The sequence below is a fragment of the Nonomuraea sp. NPDC048881 genome (assembly GCF_040649795.1).
Classification (GTDB): Bacteria; Actinomycetota; Actinomycetes; order Streptosporangiales; family Streptosporangiaceae; genus Nonomuraea.
This window is the reverse complement of sequence record NZ_JBEZGC010000002.1, coordinates 114,784-133,639: the sequence shown is the minus strand read 5'-3', so window position 1 is coordinate 133,639 and position 18,856 is coordinate 114,784. Positions and strand designations below refer to the sequence as shown.

The 18,856-nt window shown below is 72.3% G+C and carries 14 protein-coding genes; 7 read left to right on the top strand and 7 right to left on the bottom strand.

The genetic code is table 11. The features are described from left to right. Positions 1–72 precede the first annotated feature (72 nt). A complete protein-coding gene (locus AB0C33_RS06195) occupies positions 73–3,219 on the bottom strand; it encodes a PDZ domain-containing protein (RefSeq protein WP_358284172.1) in 3,147 nt (1,048 codons plus the stop codon). Positions 3,220–3,375: 156 nt separating this feature from the next. Here AB0C33_RS06195 and AB0C33_RS06190 point away from each other — a divergent pair, with 156 nt between their 5' ends. Both AB0C33_RS06190 and AB0C33_RS06185 read left to right on the top strand, forming a co-directional pair. Next, a complete protein-coding gene (locus AB0C33_RS06190) occupies positions 3,376–3,798 on the top strand; it encodes a hypothetical protein (RefSeq protein WP_358284171.1) in 423 nt (140 codons plus the stop codon). Positions 3,799–3,847: 49 nt separating this feature from the next. Continuing rightward, entirely contained in the window at positions 3,848–4,816 is a 969-nt protein-coding gene (locus AB0C33_RS06185; protein WP_358284170.1) for a TIGR03557 family F420-dependent LLM class oxidoreductase, read from the top strand. Positions 4,817–4,820: 4 nt separating this feature from the next. On the opposite strand, the gene leuS is transcribed toward AB0C33_RS06185, so the two are convergent. After that, positions 4,821–7,301 (bottom strand): leucine--tRNA ligase, encoded by a 2,481-nt coding sequence (gene leuS / locus AB0C33_RS06180; protein WP_358284168.1) that lies wholly within the window; start codon positions 7,299–7,301, stop codon positions 4,821–4,823. Between the two features lie 504 nt (positions 7,302–7,805). Here leuS and AB0C33_RS06175 point away from each other — a divergent pair. After that, the gene (locus tag AB0C33_RS06175) at positions 7,806–9,491 is read left to right on the top strand and encodes a hypothetical protein (RefSeq protein WP_358284166.1); all 1,686 of its coding nucleotides are present in this window, start codon (positions 7,806–7,808) and stop codon (positions 9,489–9,491) included. 24 nt (positions 9,492–9,515) lie between these two features. Here AB0C33_RS06175 and AB0C33_RS06170 read toward each other — a convergent pair whose 3' ends face one another. Then, complete coding sequence (locus tag AB0C33_RS06170; protein ID WP_358284164.1) at positions 9,516–10,757, bottom strand: cytochrome P450; 1,242 nt, start codon at positions 10,755–10,757, stop codon at positions 9,516–9,518. A gap of 228 nt (positions 10,758–10,985) precedes the next feature. On the opposite strand from AB0C33_RS06170, the gene AB0C33_RS06165 reads away from it, so the two are divergent. Next, positions 10,986–12,140 (top strand): RNA methyltransferase, encoded by a 1,155-nt coding sequence (locus AB0C33_RS06165; RefSeq protein ID WP_358284162.1) that lies wholly within the window; start codon positions 10,986–10,988, stop codon positions 12,138–12,140. A gap of 9 nt (positions 12,141–12,149) precedes the next feature. On the opposite strand, the gene AB0C33_RS06160 is transcribed toward AB0C33_RS06165, so the two are convergent. Then, the gene (locus AB0C33_RS06160) at positions 12,150–12,989 is read right to left on the bottom strand and encodes an alpha/beta hydrolase (RefSeq protein WP_358284160.1); all 840 of its coding nucleotides are present in this window, start codon (positions 12,987–12,989) and stop codon (positions 12,150–12,152) included. A gap of 74 nt (positions 12,990–13,063) precedes the next feature. Here AB0C33_RS06160 and AB0C33_RS06155 point away from each other — a divergent pair, with 74 nt between their 5' ends. Beyond that, a complete protein-coding gene (locus tag AB0C33_RS06155) occupies positions 13,064–14,401 on the top strand; it encodes an MFS transporter (RefSeq protein ID WP_358284158.1) in 1,338 nt (445 codons plus the stop codon). On the opposite strand, the gene AB0C33_RS06150 is transcribed toward AB0C33_RS06155, so the two are convergent. Then, complete coding sequence (locus AB0C33_RS06150; protein WP_358284156.1) at positions 14,343–14,747, bottom strand: ester cyclase; 405 nt, start codon at positions 14,745–14,747, stop codon at positions 14,343–14,345. The two genes, AB0C33_RS06155 and AB0C33_RS06150, sit on opposite strands and share 59 nt — an antisense overlap. A gap of 47 nt (positions 14,748–14,794) precedes the next feature. Here AB0C33_RS06150 and AB0C33_RS06145 point away from each other — a divergent pair, with 47 nt between their 5' ends. Continuing rightward, complete coding sequence (locus AB0C33_RS06145; protein ID WP_358284154.1) at positions 14,795–15,436, top strand: TetR/AcrR family transcriptional regulator C-terminal domain-containing protein; 642 nt, start codon at positions 14,795–14,797, stop codon at positions 15,434–15,436. Here AB0C33_RS06145 and AB0C33_RS06140 read toward each other — a convergent pair. Further along, positions 15,366–16,052 carry a TetR/AcrR family transcriptional regulator C-terminal domain-containing protein gene (locus AB0C33_RS06140; RefSeq protein ID WP_358284151.1) on the bottom strand — a complete coding sequence of 229 codons (687 nt, stop codon included), beginning with the start codon at positions 16,050–16,052 and terminating at the stop codon, positions 15,366–15,368. The two genes, AB0C33_RS06145 and AB0C33_RS06140, sit on opposite strands and share 71 nt — an antisense overlap. Before the next feature lie 50 nt (positions 16,053–16,102). Here AB0C33_RS06140 and AB0C33_RS06135 point away from each other — a divergent pair, with 50 nt between their 5' ends. Further along, complete coding sequence (locus AB0C33_RS06135) at positions 16,103–17,584, top strand: FAD-dependent oxidoreductase (RefSeq protein WP_358284148.1); 1,482 nt, start codon at positions 16,103–16,105, stop codon at positions 17,582–17,584. Here AB0C33_RS06135 and AB0C33_RS06130 read toward each other — a convergent pair. Then, positions 17,559–18,812 carry a cytochrome P450 gene (locus AB0C33_RS06130; RefSeq protein WP_358284145.1) on the bottom strand — a complete coding sequence of 418 codons (1,254 nt, stop codon included), beginning with the start codon at positions 18,810–18,812 and terminating at the stop codon, positions 17,559–17,561. The genes AB0C33_RS06135 and AB0C33_RS06130 overlap by 26 nt on opposite strands. Positions 18,813–18,856 lie beyond the last annotated feature (44 nt).

The window sequence follows — 18,856 nt, the reverse complement described above, 5'->3', positions numbered from 1 at the left end:
CGGCCGAACCGGCCGCGCTCCGAGATCCCGCCAGGCTGAGGGGCGGCCCCGACGGGCCGCCCCTCAGGACGGTCAGCTCAGCGGCGGCAGGTCCGGCGGGGTGGCGGCCGGACGCTCCTCCAGCGCGGCGAGCGCCAGTTCGACCGCCTTCGCCAGCTGCGGGTCGCGGCCCGCCACCCGGTCCTGCGGCGTGATCACGACCTCGACGTCGGGATCGACGCCGTGGTTCTCCACGCCCCAGCCCGGCCCCTCCAGCCAGAACGCGTACCGCGGCTGGGTCACCACGGTCCCGTCCACCAGGGAGTAGCGCGAGTCGATGCCGATGACGCCGCCCCAGGTCCTGGTGCCGACCAGCGGGCCGAGGCCGCGGTTCTTGATCCCGGCGCTGACGATGTCGCCGTCGGACCCGGCGAACTCGTCGGCGACGGCCACGATGGGCCCGCGGGGCGAGTCCTCGGGGTAGCGCATCGGCTCGTAGCCGCGGGCCCGCGCCCAGCCGGTGACCTTGCGCGACAACTTCTCCAGCACCAGCTCCGACAGGTGCCCGCCGCCGTTCTCGCGCACGTCCACGACCAGCCCGTCGAAGGCCATCTCGGTACGCAGGTCGCGGTGGAACTGCGCCCACCCCGAGGCCACCATGTCCGGGACGTGCAGGTAACCGAGCCGCCCACCGGACGACTCGCGGACGAAGGCCCGCCGGCTCTCCACCCAGTCGTGGTAGCGCAGCTGGCTGTCGTCGGCGAGCGGGGTGACGACGACCCGGCGCGTCGAGCCGCCGGCCGCGGGCCGCACGGTCAGCTCCACGGGCTGGTCGGCGGTGCCGGACAGCAGCGCGAGCGGGCCGCGTACCGGATCGACCGGACGCCCGCCCACCGCCACGATCGCGTCGCCGGGACGGATCGCGACGCCGGGCGCGAGCAGCGGCGAGCGGGCCGCGTGGTCGGAGGTCTCGCCCGGCAGGATGCGCTCGACCCGCCAGGTCCCGTCCTCGTCCTTGGCCAGGTCGGCGCCGAGCAGGCCCTGGCGGCGGCGCGGGTCGCTGACGCCGTCGTGGCCCCTGGCGTAGGCGTGCGAGGTGCCGAGCTCGCCCTGCACCTCCCACAGCAGGTCGATCAGCTCGGAGTGGCAGCCGAGGCGGTCGACCAGCGGCTCGTACCGGTCGAGCGTGGCCTGCCAGTCGTGGCCGCCCATGTCCTCGCGCCAGAAGTGGTCGCGCATGAGCCGGCCGGCCTCGCGGTAGCCCTGGAGCCATTCGGCGACCGGGTCGATCTGGACGGTGATGCGGTCGAGGTCGATGGTGACGACCTCGTCGCCCTCGCCGGCCGCCCGCGTCTGCAGGCCGTTCTTGCCGTTGGTGACGAGCCTGGTGCCGTCGCCGCTGACCTCGAAGGCCCGCACCTCCTTGCCGAGTTCGGCCTTGGCGCGCTTCTTGAGGTCGTAGCGTTCGAGCACGGTCTCGTTCACCGGCTCGGTGCCGTCGCCGAGCTGGCCCGTCAGGGGGTGGCGGAGCCAGAGCAGCGCGTCCTTGGCGGTCCTGAGGTTGCCGTAGCGGCCCGCCGGCACGGGTACGGGCACCACGCGGGAGGCCAGCGCCTCCGGGTCCACCTCGGTACGCGGCGGCGCGTCGTCCTTCTTGTCGTCCTTGCCGGGCTTGTCGTCCTCCCCGTTGAACCCCCGTCCCTGCAACGACGGGTCGAACGGCGACGGCGTGGCGGCCTGCAGCGGCACGATGTACGGCCGGCAGCCCGCCGGGAACGACAGGTCGAACACGTGCGCGTCGTACACCGGGTCGAACGTGCGCACCGACAGGAAGGCCAGGTGCTTGCCGTCCTGGGTGAACACCGGGTCGTAGTCGGAGAAGCGCAGCGGCGTCACGTCGATCACCGATGTGCCGTCCACGCGGCCCATCTTGATCTGCGACAGCGGCTCGTGGTCCGGATGCACCCAGGCCAGCCAGCCGGAGTCCGGCGAGAAGGTGACTCCGCTGATGTCGCCCTGGGTGGTGCGGTCGAGCTCGCGCAGGTCGCCGGACTCCAGGTCCACGACGAGCAGCCGCCCGTCGTGCGTGGCCACGGCCGCGTGCTTGCCGTCGGGGGCGGCGGTCAGTTCGAGCACCCTGCCGAGCTGCCCGCCGGCCAGGCTCCTGATCTCGCCGCCGGGGGCGCCGATCTCCAGGCCGTCCTCGCCGCCGGCGTCGGAGACCCACACGGCCCGGCCGTCGGCGCCGAGGGCGCGCGGCAGGCGTACCCGCACGCCGGGTTCCACCCGCAGCGCGCCCGCGGGCCCGTCGCGGTGGGTCACCCAGTGCGCGGTGCCGCGGATCTCGACCGCGCTGGCCCGCCCGGTCGTGTCCGGGGAGAAGGCGCCGACGCGCGTGGGCGCGGGGCGGCGCGCCCGTCCCGGCCGCGGGCCGCCGAGCTTCACCTCCAGCTTGTACGGCTCGGCGTCCAGGCTCTCCAGCAGCCACAGGTCCCCCGCGTGGCTGTAGATCACCCGCTCGCCGTCGCTCGTGGCGTGACGGGCGTAGAACTCGTCGTGGCTGGTGTGCCGGCGCACGTCGGACCCGTCGGGAAGGGCCGAGTAGAGGTTCCCCACGCCGTCCGCGTCGGACAGGTAGACGATCCGGTCGCCGACCCAGTTCACCGCCCAGTGCTGGGCGGGGCTGTCGGCGAACAGCCGGACGAACTCCCCGTCGCCGTCGGCGTCGACCCAGATCTTGGCCGCCGTCCCGCCCCGGTAGCGCTTCCACTGGGACGGCTCGCGCCAGACCGGCGACACCGTGGCCACCTTCGCGCCGCTGACGGCCGCGTCGCTGACCCACCCGTACGGCAGCCGCCCGGCCGGCCCCCCGTCGAGCGGGACGGCGTACGCCCACAGCCGGGTACGCGACGCCTCCCCGGTGGAGCTGACCGCGAGCACGGCTCCGTCCGCGGTCCAGCCGCGGACGCCGGTCATGGCGTTGCCCCAGTGCGTCAGCCGGGTGCCTTCGGCGCCGTCGAGCTCGGCCGCGAACACCTCGGGGGCGCCCTCCTTGCCGCTGGTCCACGCGATGCGCGAGCCGTCGGGCGAGAAGCGCGGGGTGGAGACCGGCACGCGGTCGGCGGTGAAGCGCCAGGCCCGGCCGCCGGCGACGGGGGCGAGCCAGACATCGTCGTCGGCGACGAAGGTGACCAGGTCACCAGACAGATGTGGATATCTCAGGTATGCGCCATATGTCACAGCTAGACACTAATGCGAGACACCAAACCAGCTAAAGATTTTCTCTCAGAGCGGCGGTCCACCGTCCGCGAACAGCCAAGACCGTCCGATGTCCCGGATGTGCGGGGAACGGCAGGGAAGGAGCCAATCGCCACAAATCACACGCTGTGAGGAATCATGCGATTTTTCGTCCGCCCACACCAGGTCCCGGGCCGCCTGGCCGCCGCCGCCATCATCCTCAACTCCGGGATCGGCAAGACCAAGGCCGACGAGCAGACGGCGGCCGGCCTGCACGGCATGGCCGCGGGCACGTACCCGTTCCTGCGCGACCAGGACCCGGTGGCCTTCACCCGGCTGCTGTCCAAGGGCGAGCTCGCCCTCGGGGCCGCGCTCGTCCTGCCGTTCGTGCCGTCGCTGCTGGCCGGCGCGGGGCTGACCGCGTTCGCCGCGGGCCTGCTCGGGCTCTACCTCAGGACGCCGGGCATGCGCGAGGAGGGCAGCCTGCGCCCGACCCAGCAGGGCATCGGCCTGTCCAAGGACCTCTGGCTGCTGGCCATCGGCCTCGGGCTGGTGATCGAGGAGCTGCGCAGTGACGATTGATCTCCGGACGCCCGACCCTAATCCGGACAAACGTGGGTAGCCCGACCACATGGTACAAATCGGCTACACCTTGATGTCCGAGCAGACCCCGGCCCGCGAACTGGTGGACTACGCCGCCACCGCCGAGCGCGTCGGCTTCGACTACGCGGTCATCTCCGACCATTACTTCCCGTGGATCGAGGAGATGGGCCACTCGCCGTACTGCTGGTCGGTGCTGGGCGCGGCGGCGCAGGTGACCGAGCGCCTGCCGCTCATGACGTACGTGACCTGCCCCATCATGCGCTACCACCCGGCCGTGGTGGCGCAGAAGGCGGCCACGATGGGGGTGCTGAGCGAGGGCAGGTTCACCCTGGGCCTGGGCGCCGGCGAGAACCTCAACGAGCACGTCGTCGGCGAGGGCTGGCCGCCGGTGGACACCAGGCACCGGATGTTCGCCGAGGCCGTGCAGATCATCAAGGAGCTGTTCAGCGGCGAGTACGTCACCTACCAGGGCGAGTTCTTCGACGTCGACTCCGCCAAGCTCTACGACCTGCCGGACGAGCAGGTGCCGATCGGGATCGCCGCCTCCGGCGGCCGGTCGGCCGAGCTCGCCGCGGAGCTGGGCGACGTGCTGGTCATCAACGACCCGATGCCCGAGGTGGTGCAGCAGTTCCACGCCGCGGGCGGCCAGGGCAAACCGGTCTACGGCCAGCTCCCCATCGCCTACGACACCGACCCCGAGGCCGCCAAGGAGCGGGCCCACCGGCTGTGGCGCTGGTCGGGCGTCGGCGGCTGGAAGGTCATGGCCGAGCTGCCCGGCCCGGTGAACTTCGCCGCCGCGGCCGGCTCGGTGCGCCCCGAGGACGTCGCCGAGAGCGTGCCCTGCGGCGACGACCTGGACGCGGTCGTGCAGGGCGTCAAGAAGTTCGCCGACGCCGGGTACACGCACGTGGCGCTCGTGCAGATCGGGCACGACCAGCAGGAGCCGTTCTTCGACTGGGCGGAGAAGGAGCTCCTGCCGGCCCTGCGCCGGATCTAGCCGCCTACGGGACGATGTTGACCAGCTTGGGCGCGCGCACGATCACCTTGCGCGGCGCGCCCTGGAGGTAGCCGGACACCTTGTCGGAGGCCAGGGCCAGGGCCCGCAGCTCGTCCTCGGAGATGTCGGGGGCGACCTCCAGCCGGTCGCGCACCTTGCCCGCCACCTGCACCACGCACGTGACCGACTCCTGCACCAGCAGCGCGGGGTCGGCGACGGGCCAGCCGGCGAAGGCGACCGGACCGGTGCGGCCCAGGCGCTCCCAACCCTCCTCGGCGACGTAGGGCGCCACCAGCGACAGCATGACGGCCAGCGACTCGGCGGCCTCGCGCACCGCCGGGTCGGCCGCGCCGGGACCGGAGTCGATGGCCTTGCGGGCGGCCGAGGTCAGCTCCATCATGCGGGCCACCGCGACGTTGAAGCGCTGTGACTCGACCAGCTTGGTGACCTCGTCGATCGTGCGGTGGGTGACCTTGCGCAGCTCGGCGTCGCCGCCCTCGAACGACACGCCGGGCTCGGCGGTCACCTCCGACATCACGCGCAGCACCCGGGCCAGGAACTTCTGCGAGGCGGCCGGCGAGACGTCGGCCCAGTCGATGTCGTCCTCCGGCGGACCGGCGAAGATCATCGTCAGGCGTACGGCGTCGACGCCGTACGCGTCGATCTGCTGGCCCAGGTCGATGCCGTTGCCCAGGGACTTCGACATCGCCTTGCCGCCGTTGATCACCTGCCCCTGGTTCAGCATGCGCAGGAACGGCTCGGTGAAGCTCACCATGCCCATGTCGTGCAGGACCTTGGTGAAGAAGCGCGAGTACAGCAGGTGGAGGACGGCGTGCTCGATGCCGCCGACGTACTGGTCGATCGGGCCCCACTTGCGCACCTGCTCGGGGTCGAACGGCCCGTCGGTGTAGCCGGGCGAGGTGTAACGCAGGAAGTACCAGGACGAGTCGACGAACGTGTCCATCGTGTCGGTGTCGCGCTTGGCCGGACCACCGCACTTGGGGCACTCGACGTTGACCCACTCGGTGGCGCTGGCCAGCGGGGAGACGCCCTTGGGCGCCAGCGCCTCGCCGCGCAGGTCGGGCAGCGTGACGGGCAGCTGCTCGTCGGGGACGGGCACCTCGCCGCAGTCGGCGCAGTGGATGATCGGGATCGGCGTGCCCCAGAACCGCTGACGGGACAGCAGCCAGTCGCGCAGCCGGAAGTTGACCGCGCCGGTGCCCCGGCCCTCGGCCTCCAGGATCTCGATGATCTTGGCGATGGCCTCGGCCTTGGTCAGCCCGTCGAGCGGGCCGGAGTTGACCAGCGTGCCCTCGCCGGGCGTGGCCTCGCCGGTCTCGCCGGGGTCGGCCAGGCCGGTGTGGACGACGACCTTGACCGGCAGCTCGAACTTCCTGGCGAAGTCGAGGTCGCGCTGGTCGTGGGCGGGCACGGCCATGATCGCGCCGTGGCCGTAGTCGGACAGCACGTAGTCGGCCGCCCAGACCGGGATGCGCTCGCCGCTGACCGGGTTGACCGCGTGGCGGCCCAGGAAGACGCCGGTCTTCTCCTTGTCGGTGGACAGGCGCTCGATGTCGCTCAGCTTGGCGACCTCGGCGCGGTAGGCCTCGAAGGCCGGGCGCTGCTCGTCGGTGACGATCTCGTCGGCCAGCGCGGCGTCGACCGCGACCACGAAGAACGTGGCGCCGTACAGGGTGTCGGGGCGCGTGGTGTAGACGTGGACCGGCTCGTCGCGGCCCTCGATCTCGAACAGCACGTCGGCGCCCTCGGAGCGGCCGATCCAGTTGCGCTGCATGGTCAGCAGGCGCTCGGGCCAGCCGTCGAGCTGCTCCATGTCGTCCAGCAGGCGCTGGGCATAGTCAGTGATCTTGAAGTACCACTGCGTCAGCTCGCGGCGGACGACGTCGGCGCCGCAGCGCTCGCACTTGCCCGCCACGACCTGCTCGTTGGCCAGCACCGTCTGGTCGTTGGGGCACCAGTTGACCAGGCCGCCCTTGCGGTAGGCCAGGCCGCGCTCGAAGAAGCGGTTGAACAGCCACTGGTTCCAGCGGTAGTACTCGGGGTCGCTGGTGTGCAGGCGGCGCGACCAGTCGAAGGAGATGCCGTAGCGCCGGAAGGAGTGGGCCTGCGTCTCGATGTTGGCGTAGGTCCACTCGGCGGGGTGGGCGTTGCGCTTGATCGCGGCGTTCTCGGCGGGCAGGCCGAAGGAGTCCCAGCCGATCGGGTGCAGGACGTTGTAGCCCTGCTGCATCCAGTAGCGCGCGACGACGTCGCCGATGGCGAACACCTCGCCGTGGCCCATGTGGAGGTCGCCCGACGGGTAGGGGAACATGTCGAGCATGTAGCGCCGCTCCCGGGTGTCGGCCGCGTCCTCGCTCGCCCGGTAGGGCTCCTGTTCCTCCCATCGCTGCTGCCACTTGGCCTGCAGCGCCTGCGGGTCGTACTCACTCACGGCTACTGTCCTTCTGGCTTGACTCGGACCCATAAGAAAACCCCTCGTGCACGACGAGGGGTAGCCGCGACGGCGAGACCTCTCAGGGCCGTCGCGGCCCGCTAAGAAGCAGGGTCGCGGAACGCATGTGTCAAGCCTAGCGCACGTCTTCGACGGAATGCAGATACTCCGGGGACCGGCGCAGGCACAATAGACCCTTCAGGTCCAGCGAGACCTGATGGTGATGTATCCGTTGTGACCTCATCTGTCCCTTTAGAATACTGTCGTCGCGTGGTGTACCCAGCTGAGCCAGATCGACCGGAGGGCGACCTGCCGCTGCAGGATCCGCCAACCGATCCGCACGGCTTCGCTCGTTTCGCTGCGAAACCAGCCGTATCTCCTGGAAAATCCCATGAGATCATGCCTGGTACGTCAAATCCGGATATAGCGGCACATCCGGACACAACCTCGGGAGGGCCGGCAGCAATGGCAACGGAGAATTCCGCGAGCTCCGGAGCGTCGCACCTGCCACCGTCCTGGCCGGAGGTCCGCAACGACGTGCCTTCCTCCTGGCCGTCCGGCGGGCAGGAGTCCTCCGGCGTGCCGATGTCGTGGCCGGAGGCCGCCCCGGCCCAGCCGTCCTGGCCCGAGGCCCCGCAGGCGCCCTCCTGGCCCGAGCCGCCGCGCCCCGACCCCTCCTGGCCCGACGTCCCGCGCAACGATTCAGCGCGGACCGACTCACCGCGCAACGACTCACCGCGCAACGACCCGTCTCGCAACGACTCCCGCGCGCAGCAGCGGGGCGGCGACGCGTCGTGGCCGGAGCCGGCGCGGCCGTCCTGGCCCGACCCGCCCCGGCAGGAGCAGGGCTGGCCCGAGGCCCCCCGCCAGGAGGTCCCCGTCTCCTGGCCGGAGCAGCAGCAGCCGGCCCAGCCGCAGGACCCGGTGCCCGCCTGGTCGCAGCCGCCGACGCCGTCCCCCGGCGCGTGGTCCAACCTGTCCACGCCGGCGCCCTGGCCCAACAGCCCCGCCCCCGCCCCCGCCCCGTCGGCGTCCGCCGCCGACCCGCTGGACCGCACGGTCACGCTGGGCCGCGCGCCCGGCCCGCTCGACGCCCCCGTCCAGCCCGCGCCGTCGCCGCTCGACGGGCCCGGCGGACCTGGCGGACCTGGCGGACCTGGCGCGCCGTCCGCCGGCCCGGCCGACGAGCACACCGTCATGTACGGCGGCCGGCAGGCCGACACCATGGTGGGCGACCCCGCGATGCCCCCGGGCCCGCTCGCGGCGGCCCACGTCGGAGCGCCTCCGGCCGGACCGGGCATGCCCGGCGACGGCCACCCCGACCACCCGCGCCCCGGCTCGAACCTCAACCGCGACCCCTCCGACCCCGACCGCCGGTTCGTGACGGCCGGTCAGATCAGCGGCTCGCGCACCCCGCCCCCCGACCGCCAGCAGGAGCTCTGGAACAACGTCTTCGGCGACGAGTACCAGGGCGGCGACCACGACTCCCTGGACGACGAGCCGGGCAAGCCCATCTGGATCTACGCGCTCGGCGGCTCGGTCGTGATCGCCCTGGTCGCGGCGCTGCTGTGGGCCTTCCTCGCGGGCCCGCTGGCCGGCGAGGACACCCCGGAGGGCAAGACCGCCTCCTCCCCAGCGGCCTCGGCCGGCCCCACGAAGGCGGGCACGGGCAAGCGCTCCACCACGATCCCCGCGCTGCCCAAGTACCCGGGCAAGGCGTCCCCGGTGACCGGCCGGGTCGAGGACGCGGCGGCCGGGGTCTCCCTGCCCCGCCTGGGCGGCAGCTGGCAGCTCGACCAGCGGGCCACGGTCAAGTCCACGTTCGGCTACGACACCCGCCAGTACACGGAGGTCGCGCCCGACAAGTACGCCCAGGTCATGTCGGGCCCGCTGCCGGCGAACCTGTCCTCCCTGTACCAGGAGGACGACCTGGAGCCGGTCATCCGGCGCATGGTGCTGCAGGCCCGCAAGGACTTCTACCCCGACGGCAACAAGGTCAGGAAGATCGCGCAGCAGCCGATCAAGGTGGGCGCCTCCACCGGCCGGCTCATCGCCTACGCCATGACCGCCGGCACGGAGAAGGCCACGATCGTCACGATGGCGGTCAACACCGGCGGCAGCGTGCCCGCCATCGTGTTCGTGTCGATCCCGGACGAGGGCAAGCAGCTCCTGCCGGACATCCGTACCGTGATGAACCAGCTCAAGCTGAGCGCGCAGTCCTGAGCCCCGGGCGCCGCCGCGCCCGGCTCAGAACGTGCACTCCATGTGCTTGATCCCGTTGATGAACGAGGAGTGCAGGCGGTCGGGCCTGCCGCCCTCGATCTGCGGCACCCGGCGCAGCAGCTCGCGGAACATCACCGTGATCTCCCGCCGGGCCAGGTGGGCGCCGAGGCAGAAGTGCGGCCCCGGCCCGCCGAAGCCGACGTGCGGGTTGGGGTGGCGGGTGATGTCGAAGCGGTACGGGTCGGCGAACACCCGCTCGTCCCGGTTCGCCGCCCAGTAGAACAGCACCACCTTCTCGCCGGTGCGGTAGAGGTGGCCGTTCATCTCGTGGTCGCGGGTGACCTTGCGGCGCATGAAGTTCACCGGCGAGGCCAGCCGGACGATCTCCTCCACGGCCCCGGGGGCGCGGCCCTCGACGTCCTCCAGCCACAGGGCGCGCTGGTCGGGGTTCTTGGTGAGCAGGCGCAGGCCGTAGGAGATAGCGTTCCTGGTCGTCTCGTTGCCCGCGACCACCAGCAGGATGAAGAACGACCCCAGCTCCTGCATCGTCAGCCGCTCGCCGTCGATGTTGGCGTTGACCAGCGAGGACGTCAGGTCGTTGGTGGGGTTGGCGGTGCGGTGGGCGGCGAGGTCCTGGACGAGCTGTTGCAGCTCCATCCCGGCGGTGAGCAGCCGGGTGGCGAGCTGGTCGAGGTCGCCGCCGGTGTACTCGGGGTCGAAGCCGCCGAGGATGATGTTCGAGCGGTCGAAGACGAACCGGTAGTCGCGCTCGGGGATGCCCATCATGTCGCAGATGATCTTCAGCGGAAGGCGCGCGGCCACGTCGGTGACGAAGTCGCCGCCGGGACCGGCGGCCACCAGGTCGTCGACGATGCGCACGGCGGCGGCCTCGACGTCCGACTCGAACTGCTTGATCATCTTGGGCGTGAACGCCCGGGAGACGATCCTGCGCAGCCGGGCGTGCCGGGGGTCGTCCATGTTGATCATGGAGCCGAAGTACTCGGTGAACTCGGCGGGCATGTCGGGGATGTTCGTCGCGCCGCCGTCGCCGGAGCAGAAGACCTCGGGGTTGCGGCTCGCCTCCAGGATGTCGGCGTGCCTGGCCAGCGCGTAGTAGCCGGGCCCCTTGGGCGCGACGGCCATCTCCATCTCCTCGAAGAAGGCCGGCGTCTCGCGGGCGCGCAACCGGTCGAACGCCGCCTCGCGCTCGCTCATGGGCCTGGCCCAGAAGTTCCGGTCCGAAAGGTCGAAGTCCAGGACGGTCATAGGGCCATCATTCGGAAAGCGACCACTTACGTCAATGGGTTCGACGTACACCGTACGTGGCTGCCGGAAAAACCGGTGGCTCGTGCGGACGGGGCTTTGTAGGGTGCCGCGCATGACGTTCTTCTTCCTCCTCGGCTAGCGATCCGCCGGCGGGCCGTGGGCTGACCCACCGCCGGTGATGCGGGGCGGCCTGCCGCCGTCCCGGGTCGCTACGTGGGAGAAGAACAGTTGCTCACCTTGGCGGTGGCCAGGGCGGTGCGTGGCACCGAGCCCTTGGTCGCGGCGGAGATTCGGCGTGCCCGTCTCGGGGTCGTCGTCGGCGTCCGCCATCGGGAGGTGTGGTTCGAGGTCCGGCCCGGCGCCGGGCTCCTGGGATTGCGCACCGCGGACGACGTACTGCTGGCCGCGGCCGTGGTGGACGGGGTCGGCCACGGCCGCTCCGCGCTCGCCCGGCTGGCGCGGGCGGCCCGCGGGATCGACCTCGGCCCGCCCGGCGGCCCCGACGTCGAGGTCTCGGCCTCGTTCGTGGGACGCCGCAACTACACCAGGCACGAGATCGAGGACGCCGTCGGGACCGAGCTGGCCCGGTCGTGGCGGCTGCGCTACCACTCCCGGCGGGACGGCGGCCGGCCACCCGCGGGGGCGACGGCGTGGCGGGTGACGATCGAGGGCGACCAGGCGGTCATCGCCCGGCGGGCCGGTGACCGGCCGCTGCACCGCAGGCCGTACAAGACGGCCTCGATCCCGGGCACGCTGCACCCGCCGCTGGCGGCCGCGATGGCCCAGTTCGCCGGGCTGGGCGCGGAGGGCTTCCGCGGCGTCGTGCTCGACCCCTGCTGCGGGGCGGGCACCACACTCATCGAGGCCCACGCGCTCACGCGCGCGCCGCACACCGGGCCCGCCGGGCTTTCCGGGCTTTCCGGGTTCTCCGGGCTCGCCGGGGGTGTCGGGAGTGTCGGGTTCGTCGGGTTCGACCGCGATCCGGCCGCCGTCGCGGCGGCCGCCGCGAACGCGCGGGCCGCCCTGCCACCGGACGGTCCGGGCCCGTTCCGCTGGGGGCTCGCCGACGCCGGGCGGCTCCCCGTGGCGGACGGAAGCGTGCGGCGGGTGCTGGTGAACCCGCCCTGGGGACGTCAGGTGCCGCCGCGCGGCCTGCTCGGGCCCGGCCTGGACCCGTTGTGGCGGGAGGTGCGGCGGGTGCTGGAACCCGGCGGCCTGGCCGTTGCGCTGCTCCACGACGATCCCGGCGCCGGCGGGACACCGGGCGGCGCTCCGCGCGGGTTCACGATCGAGCAGGCGCTCCCGGTGAGCCTGTCGGGACGCCACCCGGTGATCACCGTACTCAGCAGGCGGAACCGTGCCGGCCGAGGTGGCACCCGGTGATCGCCGAGGTCAGGAGGCGGGGCCGAGCCAGTCGAGGATGAGGCGGTTGACCTCGGCGGGCCGTTCCAGGTGCAGGAAGTGGCCCGCGTCCGCCACCAGCTCGACCCGCGACCCCGGCGGCAGGCTGCCGGCCGCGTCCTTGGCCATCTCCACGCCCATGCACCCGTCGCGCTCGCCGTGCAGGTACAGGACCGGGCCCGCGGTGGCGGGGTCGACGTCCGGGTAGCGGCCGGAGGGGGGCGTGGTGCCGAGCGCGGCGCGGTAGTACCCGATGGCCGCCGCCATGTTGGCGGGCTCGCCCAGGCTGCGCCGGACGAACGCCAGGTCCTCGGCCGGGTCGTGGCCGGGCGACCAGTCCCGCCACAGCCGGTCGAGGAAGGCCGGGTCTGCGGCGGCCGGCTCGGCCAGCACGGTCTGGAACAGGAAGATGTAGAACGACCGCTTGAGCTGCTCGTACGCCAGCAGCCCGGGAAGCTGCGCGCCCGGCGGCGGCACCGCGAGCGCGACCGCCCGGCGGAAACGCCCGGCCAGGGCGTAGGCGGGGAAGGCCCCCCAGTCGTGCCCGACGATCACCGCGTTCTCGTCGCCGCCGAGTTCCTCGTGCAGCGCGCGCACGTCGGCGACCAGGGCCGCCTCCTCGTACGCGCCGTCGGCCGGGATCTCGGTGGGCGCGTAGCCGCGGCTGAACGGCGCGACGGCGCGGTAGCCGCGCCCGGCCAGCTCGGGCATCAGGTGCCGCCAGGTGTGCGCGGTGTCGGGGAACCCGTGCAGGCACAACGCCAGCGGCCCCTCCCCCACGGTCAGATACGCGAACTCCACACCGTTGGCGTGGATCGTTCTGATCTCCATGACTGGGAAACCTAGCATTCGCCTCCTTCCGGGAGTACCACTGCACAAGGGGCCTTTCATCGTGAGGAGCAGGTATGCGACGCGGATGGGTTCTCGCTCTCGCCTCACTGACCATCGTGCTCGTGGTGGTGGACCTGACCGCCGTGACCATCGCGCTGCCCGACATCCGCGCCGCCCTGGGGGCGAGCCTGCCCGAGGTGCAGTGGGTGGTGGACGCGTACGCGCTGACGCTGGCCGCCGTCCTGCTGCCCGCCGGGGTGCTGGCCGACAGGTACGGCCGCCGCCGGATGCTGGCCGTGGGCGTGACGGTCTTCACGGTGGCCTCGCTGGCCTGCGCGCTGGCCCCCACGGCTGCCCTGCTGGACGTGGCCAGGGGCGTCCAGGGCCTGGGCGCGTCCGCGCTGTGCGGCACCACGACCCCGCTGATCGCCTCGGTCTACCCGGAGGGCCCGGCCCGGGGCCGGGCGCTCGGCATCTTCAGCGCCGTCTCCGGCCTGGCGATGACGCTGGGCCCGGTGGTGGGCGGCGTGCTGACGGCGACGTTCGGCTGGCGGGCCATCTTCCTGATCAACCTGCCGATCGGCGTGTTCATCCTGGTGGCGCTGCGGCAGCGGGTGCCGGAGTCGCGCGGCCGGGGCCACCTGGACCCGCTGGGCGTCGTGCTGATCGCCGCGGCGCTGTTCGCCATCATCCCGGCGCTCATCCACGACGTGCCGCTGCTGCTGGTGGCCGGGCTCGCGCTGCTGGCGGCGTTCGTGTTCGCCGAGCGGCGGACGGCGACGCCGATGATCGACTTCGGACTGTTCCGTAACCGGGTGTTCGCGGTCGGCTCGGCCACGACGCTGCTCATGCTGGCCGCGCTGCTGGGCGGGTTCACGTACCTCACCCTGTACGTGCAGGGCCCCCTGGAGGCGAGCCCGATCGAGGCCGGGGTGCGTTTCCTGGCCTTCAGCGCGGCCGCGGTCATCGGCCCGATCGCGGTCGGCCAGGTGCTGCACCGCTGGCCCATGGGCGTGCTGATCGCCGCCGGCCCGGCGCTGATCACCGTGGCGCTGCTGGTGATGGCGATCCCGGCGGCCGACCGGTGGACGCCCATCATGGCCGGGCTGTTCCTCGGCGGCCTGGGGCTCGGCGCGGGCAACGTGGTGGCCAACCAGGTCGGCCTGACCGCGCCGATGGATCAGGTGGGCATGGCCACCGGGACGGTGAACACGCTCAAGCAGGTCGGCACGGCGGTGGGCGTGGCGGTGCTGGCGGCGCCGTACCGGTCGGGGGTGTCGGCGATGTTGCTGGTGGCGGCCGGGCTGGCGCTGGCGGGCGCGCTGCTGCCGCTGGCCCTGGCGGGCGGGCGGATCAGTCGGTCTCCGGCCAGTCCCAGCCCAGCTGGAGGAACAGGCCCAGCCGGTCGCTGACCGCGCGGATCTCGCTGATCCGCCCATCGCGCAGGGTGACCAGGAAGATCGCCTCGACGTCGAAACTGCGCCCGGTGGGCGTGGGCATGCGCGGGTGGGCGCCGGAGTGCGTACCGGTCATGCGGAGCCGGGCGACCAGTTTGTCCCCCTCGGCGACGACCTCCTCGACCTCGATGCGGAACGGGTCGAACGCGTCGAGCTGCATCCGGATGCCCTCGAAGGCGGCGCCGGGCTCGTCCGGCTCACCGAAAATGATCTTGTTGTGGTCGACGACGTCGGGGGTCAGGTAGTCGCCCAGGTCGTCGAGGCGGCGTTCGTTGACGGCGGCGAAGAAGTCGGTGATCACTGTCGACCCTCTCTCTTACGGTGTAAGACGGCAGTATCTTACGGTGTATGAGAGAGCGGATGTCAAGGGAGCGGGTGCTGGAGGCGGCCCTCGAACTCCTCGACCGCGAGGGCGCGGCCGGGCTGTCCATGCGCAAGCTGGGCAAGGAGCTGGGCGTCGAGGCGATGACGCTCTACTACTACGTGCCGAACAAGGACGCGGTCCTCGACGGGCTGGTCGAGCTGGTGCTCTCGCGCGTCACGATCGAGCCCTCCGGCGACTGGCGGGTGTGGATGCGGGCGTTCGCCGAGTCGATCAGGGACGAGCTGCTGCGGCATCCCGCGCTCATGCCGGTGGTCGCGATCCGGCCGGTGGCCACGCCGGGAGCCCTGGGCATGGTCGAAGGCGCCGCCGCCGCGCTGACCCGGGCGGGCTTCACGGCCAAGGAGGCGCTGCACGTCATCAACGCGGTGTCGACGTTCGTGATCGGGCACACGCTGGCCGAGGCGGGGCCGGACAGCCCGCGGCAGCCCGACCTTGACCTGGCGGACCATCCGGTGCTGGCGCGGGCGGTCGCCGACGGCCTCGGCACGCCCGAGGACCACCGGGAGCGCTTCGAGCTGGCCGTGGCGGCCCTGCTCAGCGGATTCGCTCCGCGAACCCCTGAAGGAGGCACTCCAGCCCGAACTCGAACTGGTCGGCGAAGCTGAGGTCGTCGGCCTCGGCCACCCGCCGGTTGAACTCCGGATAGGCGCCGGTGGCCATCACCTCGCGGACATAGGGGCCGATCGTCGCCCGCCACTCCTCCTCCGACAGCCCCGTGCGGCGCAGCGCCTCCTGCTCGGCCAGCTCCTTGGCCACCGCGCCGAGCACGTAGTCGCCGATCACCCCGATCACGGCGGCGGCCCGGGTGATGTCGGAGGTCAGCGGCCGGGCCGCGGACAGCGCGTGCTCCACCCGCCGCAGCGAGTTGGGCCCGAGCGCCGGCCTGCTCGTCATCAGCGCGGCCAGCCACGGATGGCGCAGCACGCCGGCGCGCTGGTCGCGGGCCACCCCGGCCAGGTCGGCCCGCCAGTCTCCGGTCAGCGGACCGGGTTCGCCCTCGCCCCACACCGCGTCGACCATGAGGTCGAGCAGCTCGTCGCGGTTCTCCAGGTAGCGGTAGAGCGAGGTGGTGCCCGACTTGACCTCGCTCGCCACCCGGCGCATGGACACCGCGTCGAGGCCCTCGGCGTCGGCCACCGCGATCGCGGCCCGCACGATCGCCTCGACGCTCAGGGCCTGACGCTTCGGCGCGTACGGCTCGCGACTCCACACCAGTGACATCCGGCTCCCCCCTCTGGCCTTCATCGTACGCCTGTGGTTACAGTGTTCCCATGACGGAAACAGTGTTCCCACAAAACGCCGACGTCCTGATCGTCGGCGGCGGCAGCGTCGGGCTGAGCGCGGCCGTGTTCCTCGCCCGCCACGGCGTGCCCGCCCTGGTCGTCGAGCGCGAGCCCGGCCCGCGGGCGCACCCCCGCGCCACCGGCATCGGCCCGCGGACGGTCGAGCTGCTCCGCGAGGCCGGCCTTGAGCGGGCGGTGGACGAGGTGGCCATCGACATGACGAACGCGACCCTCGGCAAGATCACCGTGGACACGCTGGCCGGCGCCGACCTCGCCGCGATCGCGGCCGGTCTGCCCGCCCGGACGCGGATGTTCGACACGGCGGCCTACAGCCCGGCCCGGCTGCGCGGCATATGCCCGCAGAACCGGCTGGACCGGGTGCTGCTCGACGCCGCCCGCGAGCGCGGCGCGCACGTCGCGTACGACACCGAACTGCTCTCCCTGGAGCAGGACGCCGACGGCGTGACGGCGGCCGTGTCCGGCCCGGACGGGACCCGCACCCTGCGCGCCCGCTACGTGATCGCCGCGGACGGCGTGCGCAGCGGGGTGCGGGCGGCGCTCGGCATCGGCGTGACCGGCCCCGGCGCGCTCGGCCCCGAGCTGCACAACGTCATGTTCCACGCCGACCTGAGCCACCTGACCGACGGCTACGGCTTCGCGCTCGCCGAGCTCACCACTCCCGACGCGCCCGGCATGCTCATGGCGATCGACGGCGAGACCGAATGGGTCTTCCACACCGCCCAGGAACCCAGCCCCGACCTGCTCAGGACCGCGATCGGCGACCCCGGGCTGAAGGTCGAGATCGTCAGCGTGCTGGGCTGGCGGGCCCGTGGCCAGGTCGCCGACCGGTTCCGCGAGGGCCGCGTCTTCCTGGCCGGCGACGCGGCGCACGCCGTGCCGCCGACGGGCGCGTTCGGACTGAACACGGGGGTCGCCGACGCCCACAACCTGGCCTGGAAGCTGGCCCGCGTGCTGACCGGCCGGTCGGCGCCCGCGCTGCTGGACACCTACCACGACGAGCGGCGGCCGGTCGCGCTGCTGGCGCTGGAGCAGTCGCGGCTGCGGATGCGGGACCTGCGGATGCACTTCGGCTCCGGCCCCGAGGCCGCCCGGCTCAGGGCGGCGGCGGGCGCGGTGAACGCCCCGATCGTGCACGTCGGTTACCGTTACGGCGGCGCCTCGGCGGTCGAGGGCCTGCCCTCCACCGAGGACGTGACGCTCTGCCTCGACGGCTCGCCCGGCTCGCGGCTGCCGCACGTGTGGATCGGCGAACGGTCCAGCCTCGACCTGGTCGGGCCCGATTTCAGCGTGTTCACCGGCGCGCCGGTGCCCGACCCCGGCGTCCCGGTGCACGTGGTCGAGGGCTGGCCGTACGGGACCGTGCTGGTGCGGCCGGACGGGTTCGTGGCCTGGCGCGGCGCGGACGACGACCTGGCCGAGGCGGTCAGAACGTGTACGGCAGGTGCTTGATGCCGTTGATGAAGTTCGACAGCAGGAAGTCGGGCTCGCCGACCGTCCTGATGCCGGGCAGGCGGGTGAACAGCTCGCGGAACATCACGCTCATCTCCCTGCGCGCCAGGTGGGCGCCCAGGCAGTAGTGGGGCCCCGGGCCGCCGAAGCCGACGTGCGGGTTGGGGTCGCGGGTGATGTCGAAGACGTCCGGGTCGGTGAAGACGGACTCGTCGCGGTTGGCCGAGTTGTAGAAGAGCAGCACCTTGTCGCCCTTCTTGTACGGCACGCCGTTCATCTCGTGGTCCCGGGTCAGCGTGCGGCGGAACTGGATCACCGGGGTCGCGTAGCGCACGATCTCGTCGCACGCCCGGCCGGCGCGCGCGTCGAAGTCGGCCAGCAGCAGCTCCCGCTGGCCGGGATGGTCGGTGAACAGCTTCAGCCCGTAGGCGATGGCGTTGCGGGTGGTCTCGCTGCCGGCCACCACCAGCAGGATGAAGAACGACCCCAGTTCCTGCGGGCTGAGCCGCTCCTCGCCGCCCACGAGCAGGCTGACCAGGTCGCCGGTCGGGCGTTTGCGGCGCTCGTCGCCGAGGCGGGCGGCCATCCGGTTCAGCGAGTAGCCGGCGCGCAGCAGCTTGGCCAGGCCGCGGGCGACGTTGACGCGGCTGAAGTTCGGGTCGATGCCGGTGTACTCGGGGTCGGCGTTGCCGAGGATGACGTTGGTCCGCCGCAACACCAGGTCATGAAATTTCGGCGGAATCCCCATCATGTCGCAGATGACCCGTACGGGGAGCCGGGCGGCGACCTGCGCCACGAAGTCGCCCGGCCCCTGCTCGATCGCCTCGTCCACGATCTCGGCGGCGGCCCTGGCCAGGTCCTCCTCCATCTTGGACAGGATGCGCGGGGTGAAGGCCCTGGAGACGATCCTGCGCAGGCGGGCGTGGCGCGGGTCGTCCATGTTGATCATCGAGCCGAAGTAGACGCTGAGCCAGCGCGGCATGTCCGGGATGCTGTTGGAGCACGGCTCACTGCTGAAGACGGCCGCGTTCCTGCTGGCCTCGGTGACGTCGGCGTGGCGCACGAGGGCGTGGTAGCCGGGCCCGCCGCCGATGAACGGCACGGTCTGCTCCGGCACGAAGAGGGGCCGTTCGAGCCGGCGCAGGCGGCGGAAGGTCTCCAAGCGGTCCGCCTGCGGCAGTCCCCAGAACGGTATCTGCGAGATGTCCAGATCCGCGGAGAGCGTCATACCGTACAAGCCTTGGGCAAGTGCTCACTTACGTCAAGGTCCGC

What these genes read in the sequence shown, in the direction of transcription:
- AB0C33_RS06190 (WP_358284171.1), top strand. Translation starts at nt 3,376, where the DNA reads ATGCGATTTTTCGTCCGCCCACACCAGGTCCCGGGCCGCCTGGCCGCC.
- AB0C33_RS06185 (WP_358284170.1), top strand. Translation starts at nt 3,848, where the DNA reads ATGGTACAAATCGGCTACACCTTGATGTCCGAGCAGACCCCGGCCCGC.
- leuS (WP_358284168.1), bottom strand. Translation starts at nt 7,301, where the DNA reads ATGGGTCCGAGTCAAGCCAGAAGGACAGTAGCCGTGAGTGAGTACGAC.
- AB0C33_RS06170 (WP_358284164.1), bottom strand. Translation starts at nt 10,757, where the DNA reads ATGACCGTCCTGGACTTCGACCTTTCGGACCGGAACTTCTGGGCCAGG.
- AB0C33_RS06160 (WP_358284160.1), bottom strand. Translation starts at nt 12,989, where the DNA reads ATGGAGATCAGAACGATCCACGCCAACGGTGTGGAGTTCGCGTATCTG.
- AB0C33_RS06155 (WP_358284158.1), top strand. Translation starts at nt 13,064, where the DNA reads ATGCGACGCGGATGGGTTCTCGCTCTCGCCTCACTGACCATCGTGCTC.
- AB0C33_RS06145 (WP_358284154.1), top strand. Translation starts at nt 14,795, where the DNA reads ATGAGAGAGCGGATGTCAAGGGAGCGGGTGCTGGAGGCGGCCCTCGAA.
- AB0C33_RS06140 (WP_358284151.1), bottom strand. Translation starts at nt 16,052, where the DNA reads ATGTCACTGGTGTGGAGTCGCGAGCCGTACGCGCCGAAGCGTCAGGCC.
- AB0C33_RS06135 (WP_358284148.1), top strand. Translation starts at nt 16,103, where the DNA reads ATGACGGAAACAGTGTTCCCACAAAACGCCGACGTCCTGATCGTCGGC.
- AB0C33_RS06130 (WP_358284145.1), bottom strand. Translation starts at nt 18,812, where the DNA reads ATGACGCTCTCCGCGGATCTGGACATCTCGCAGATACCGTTCTGGGGA.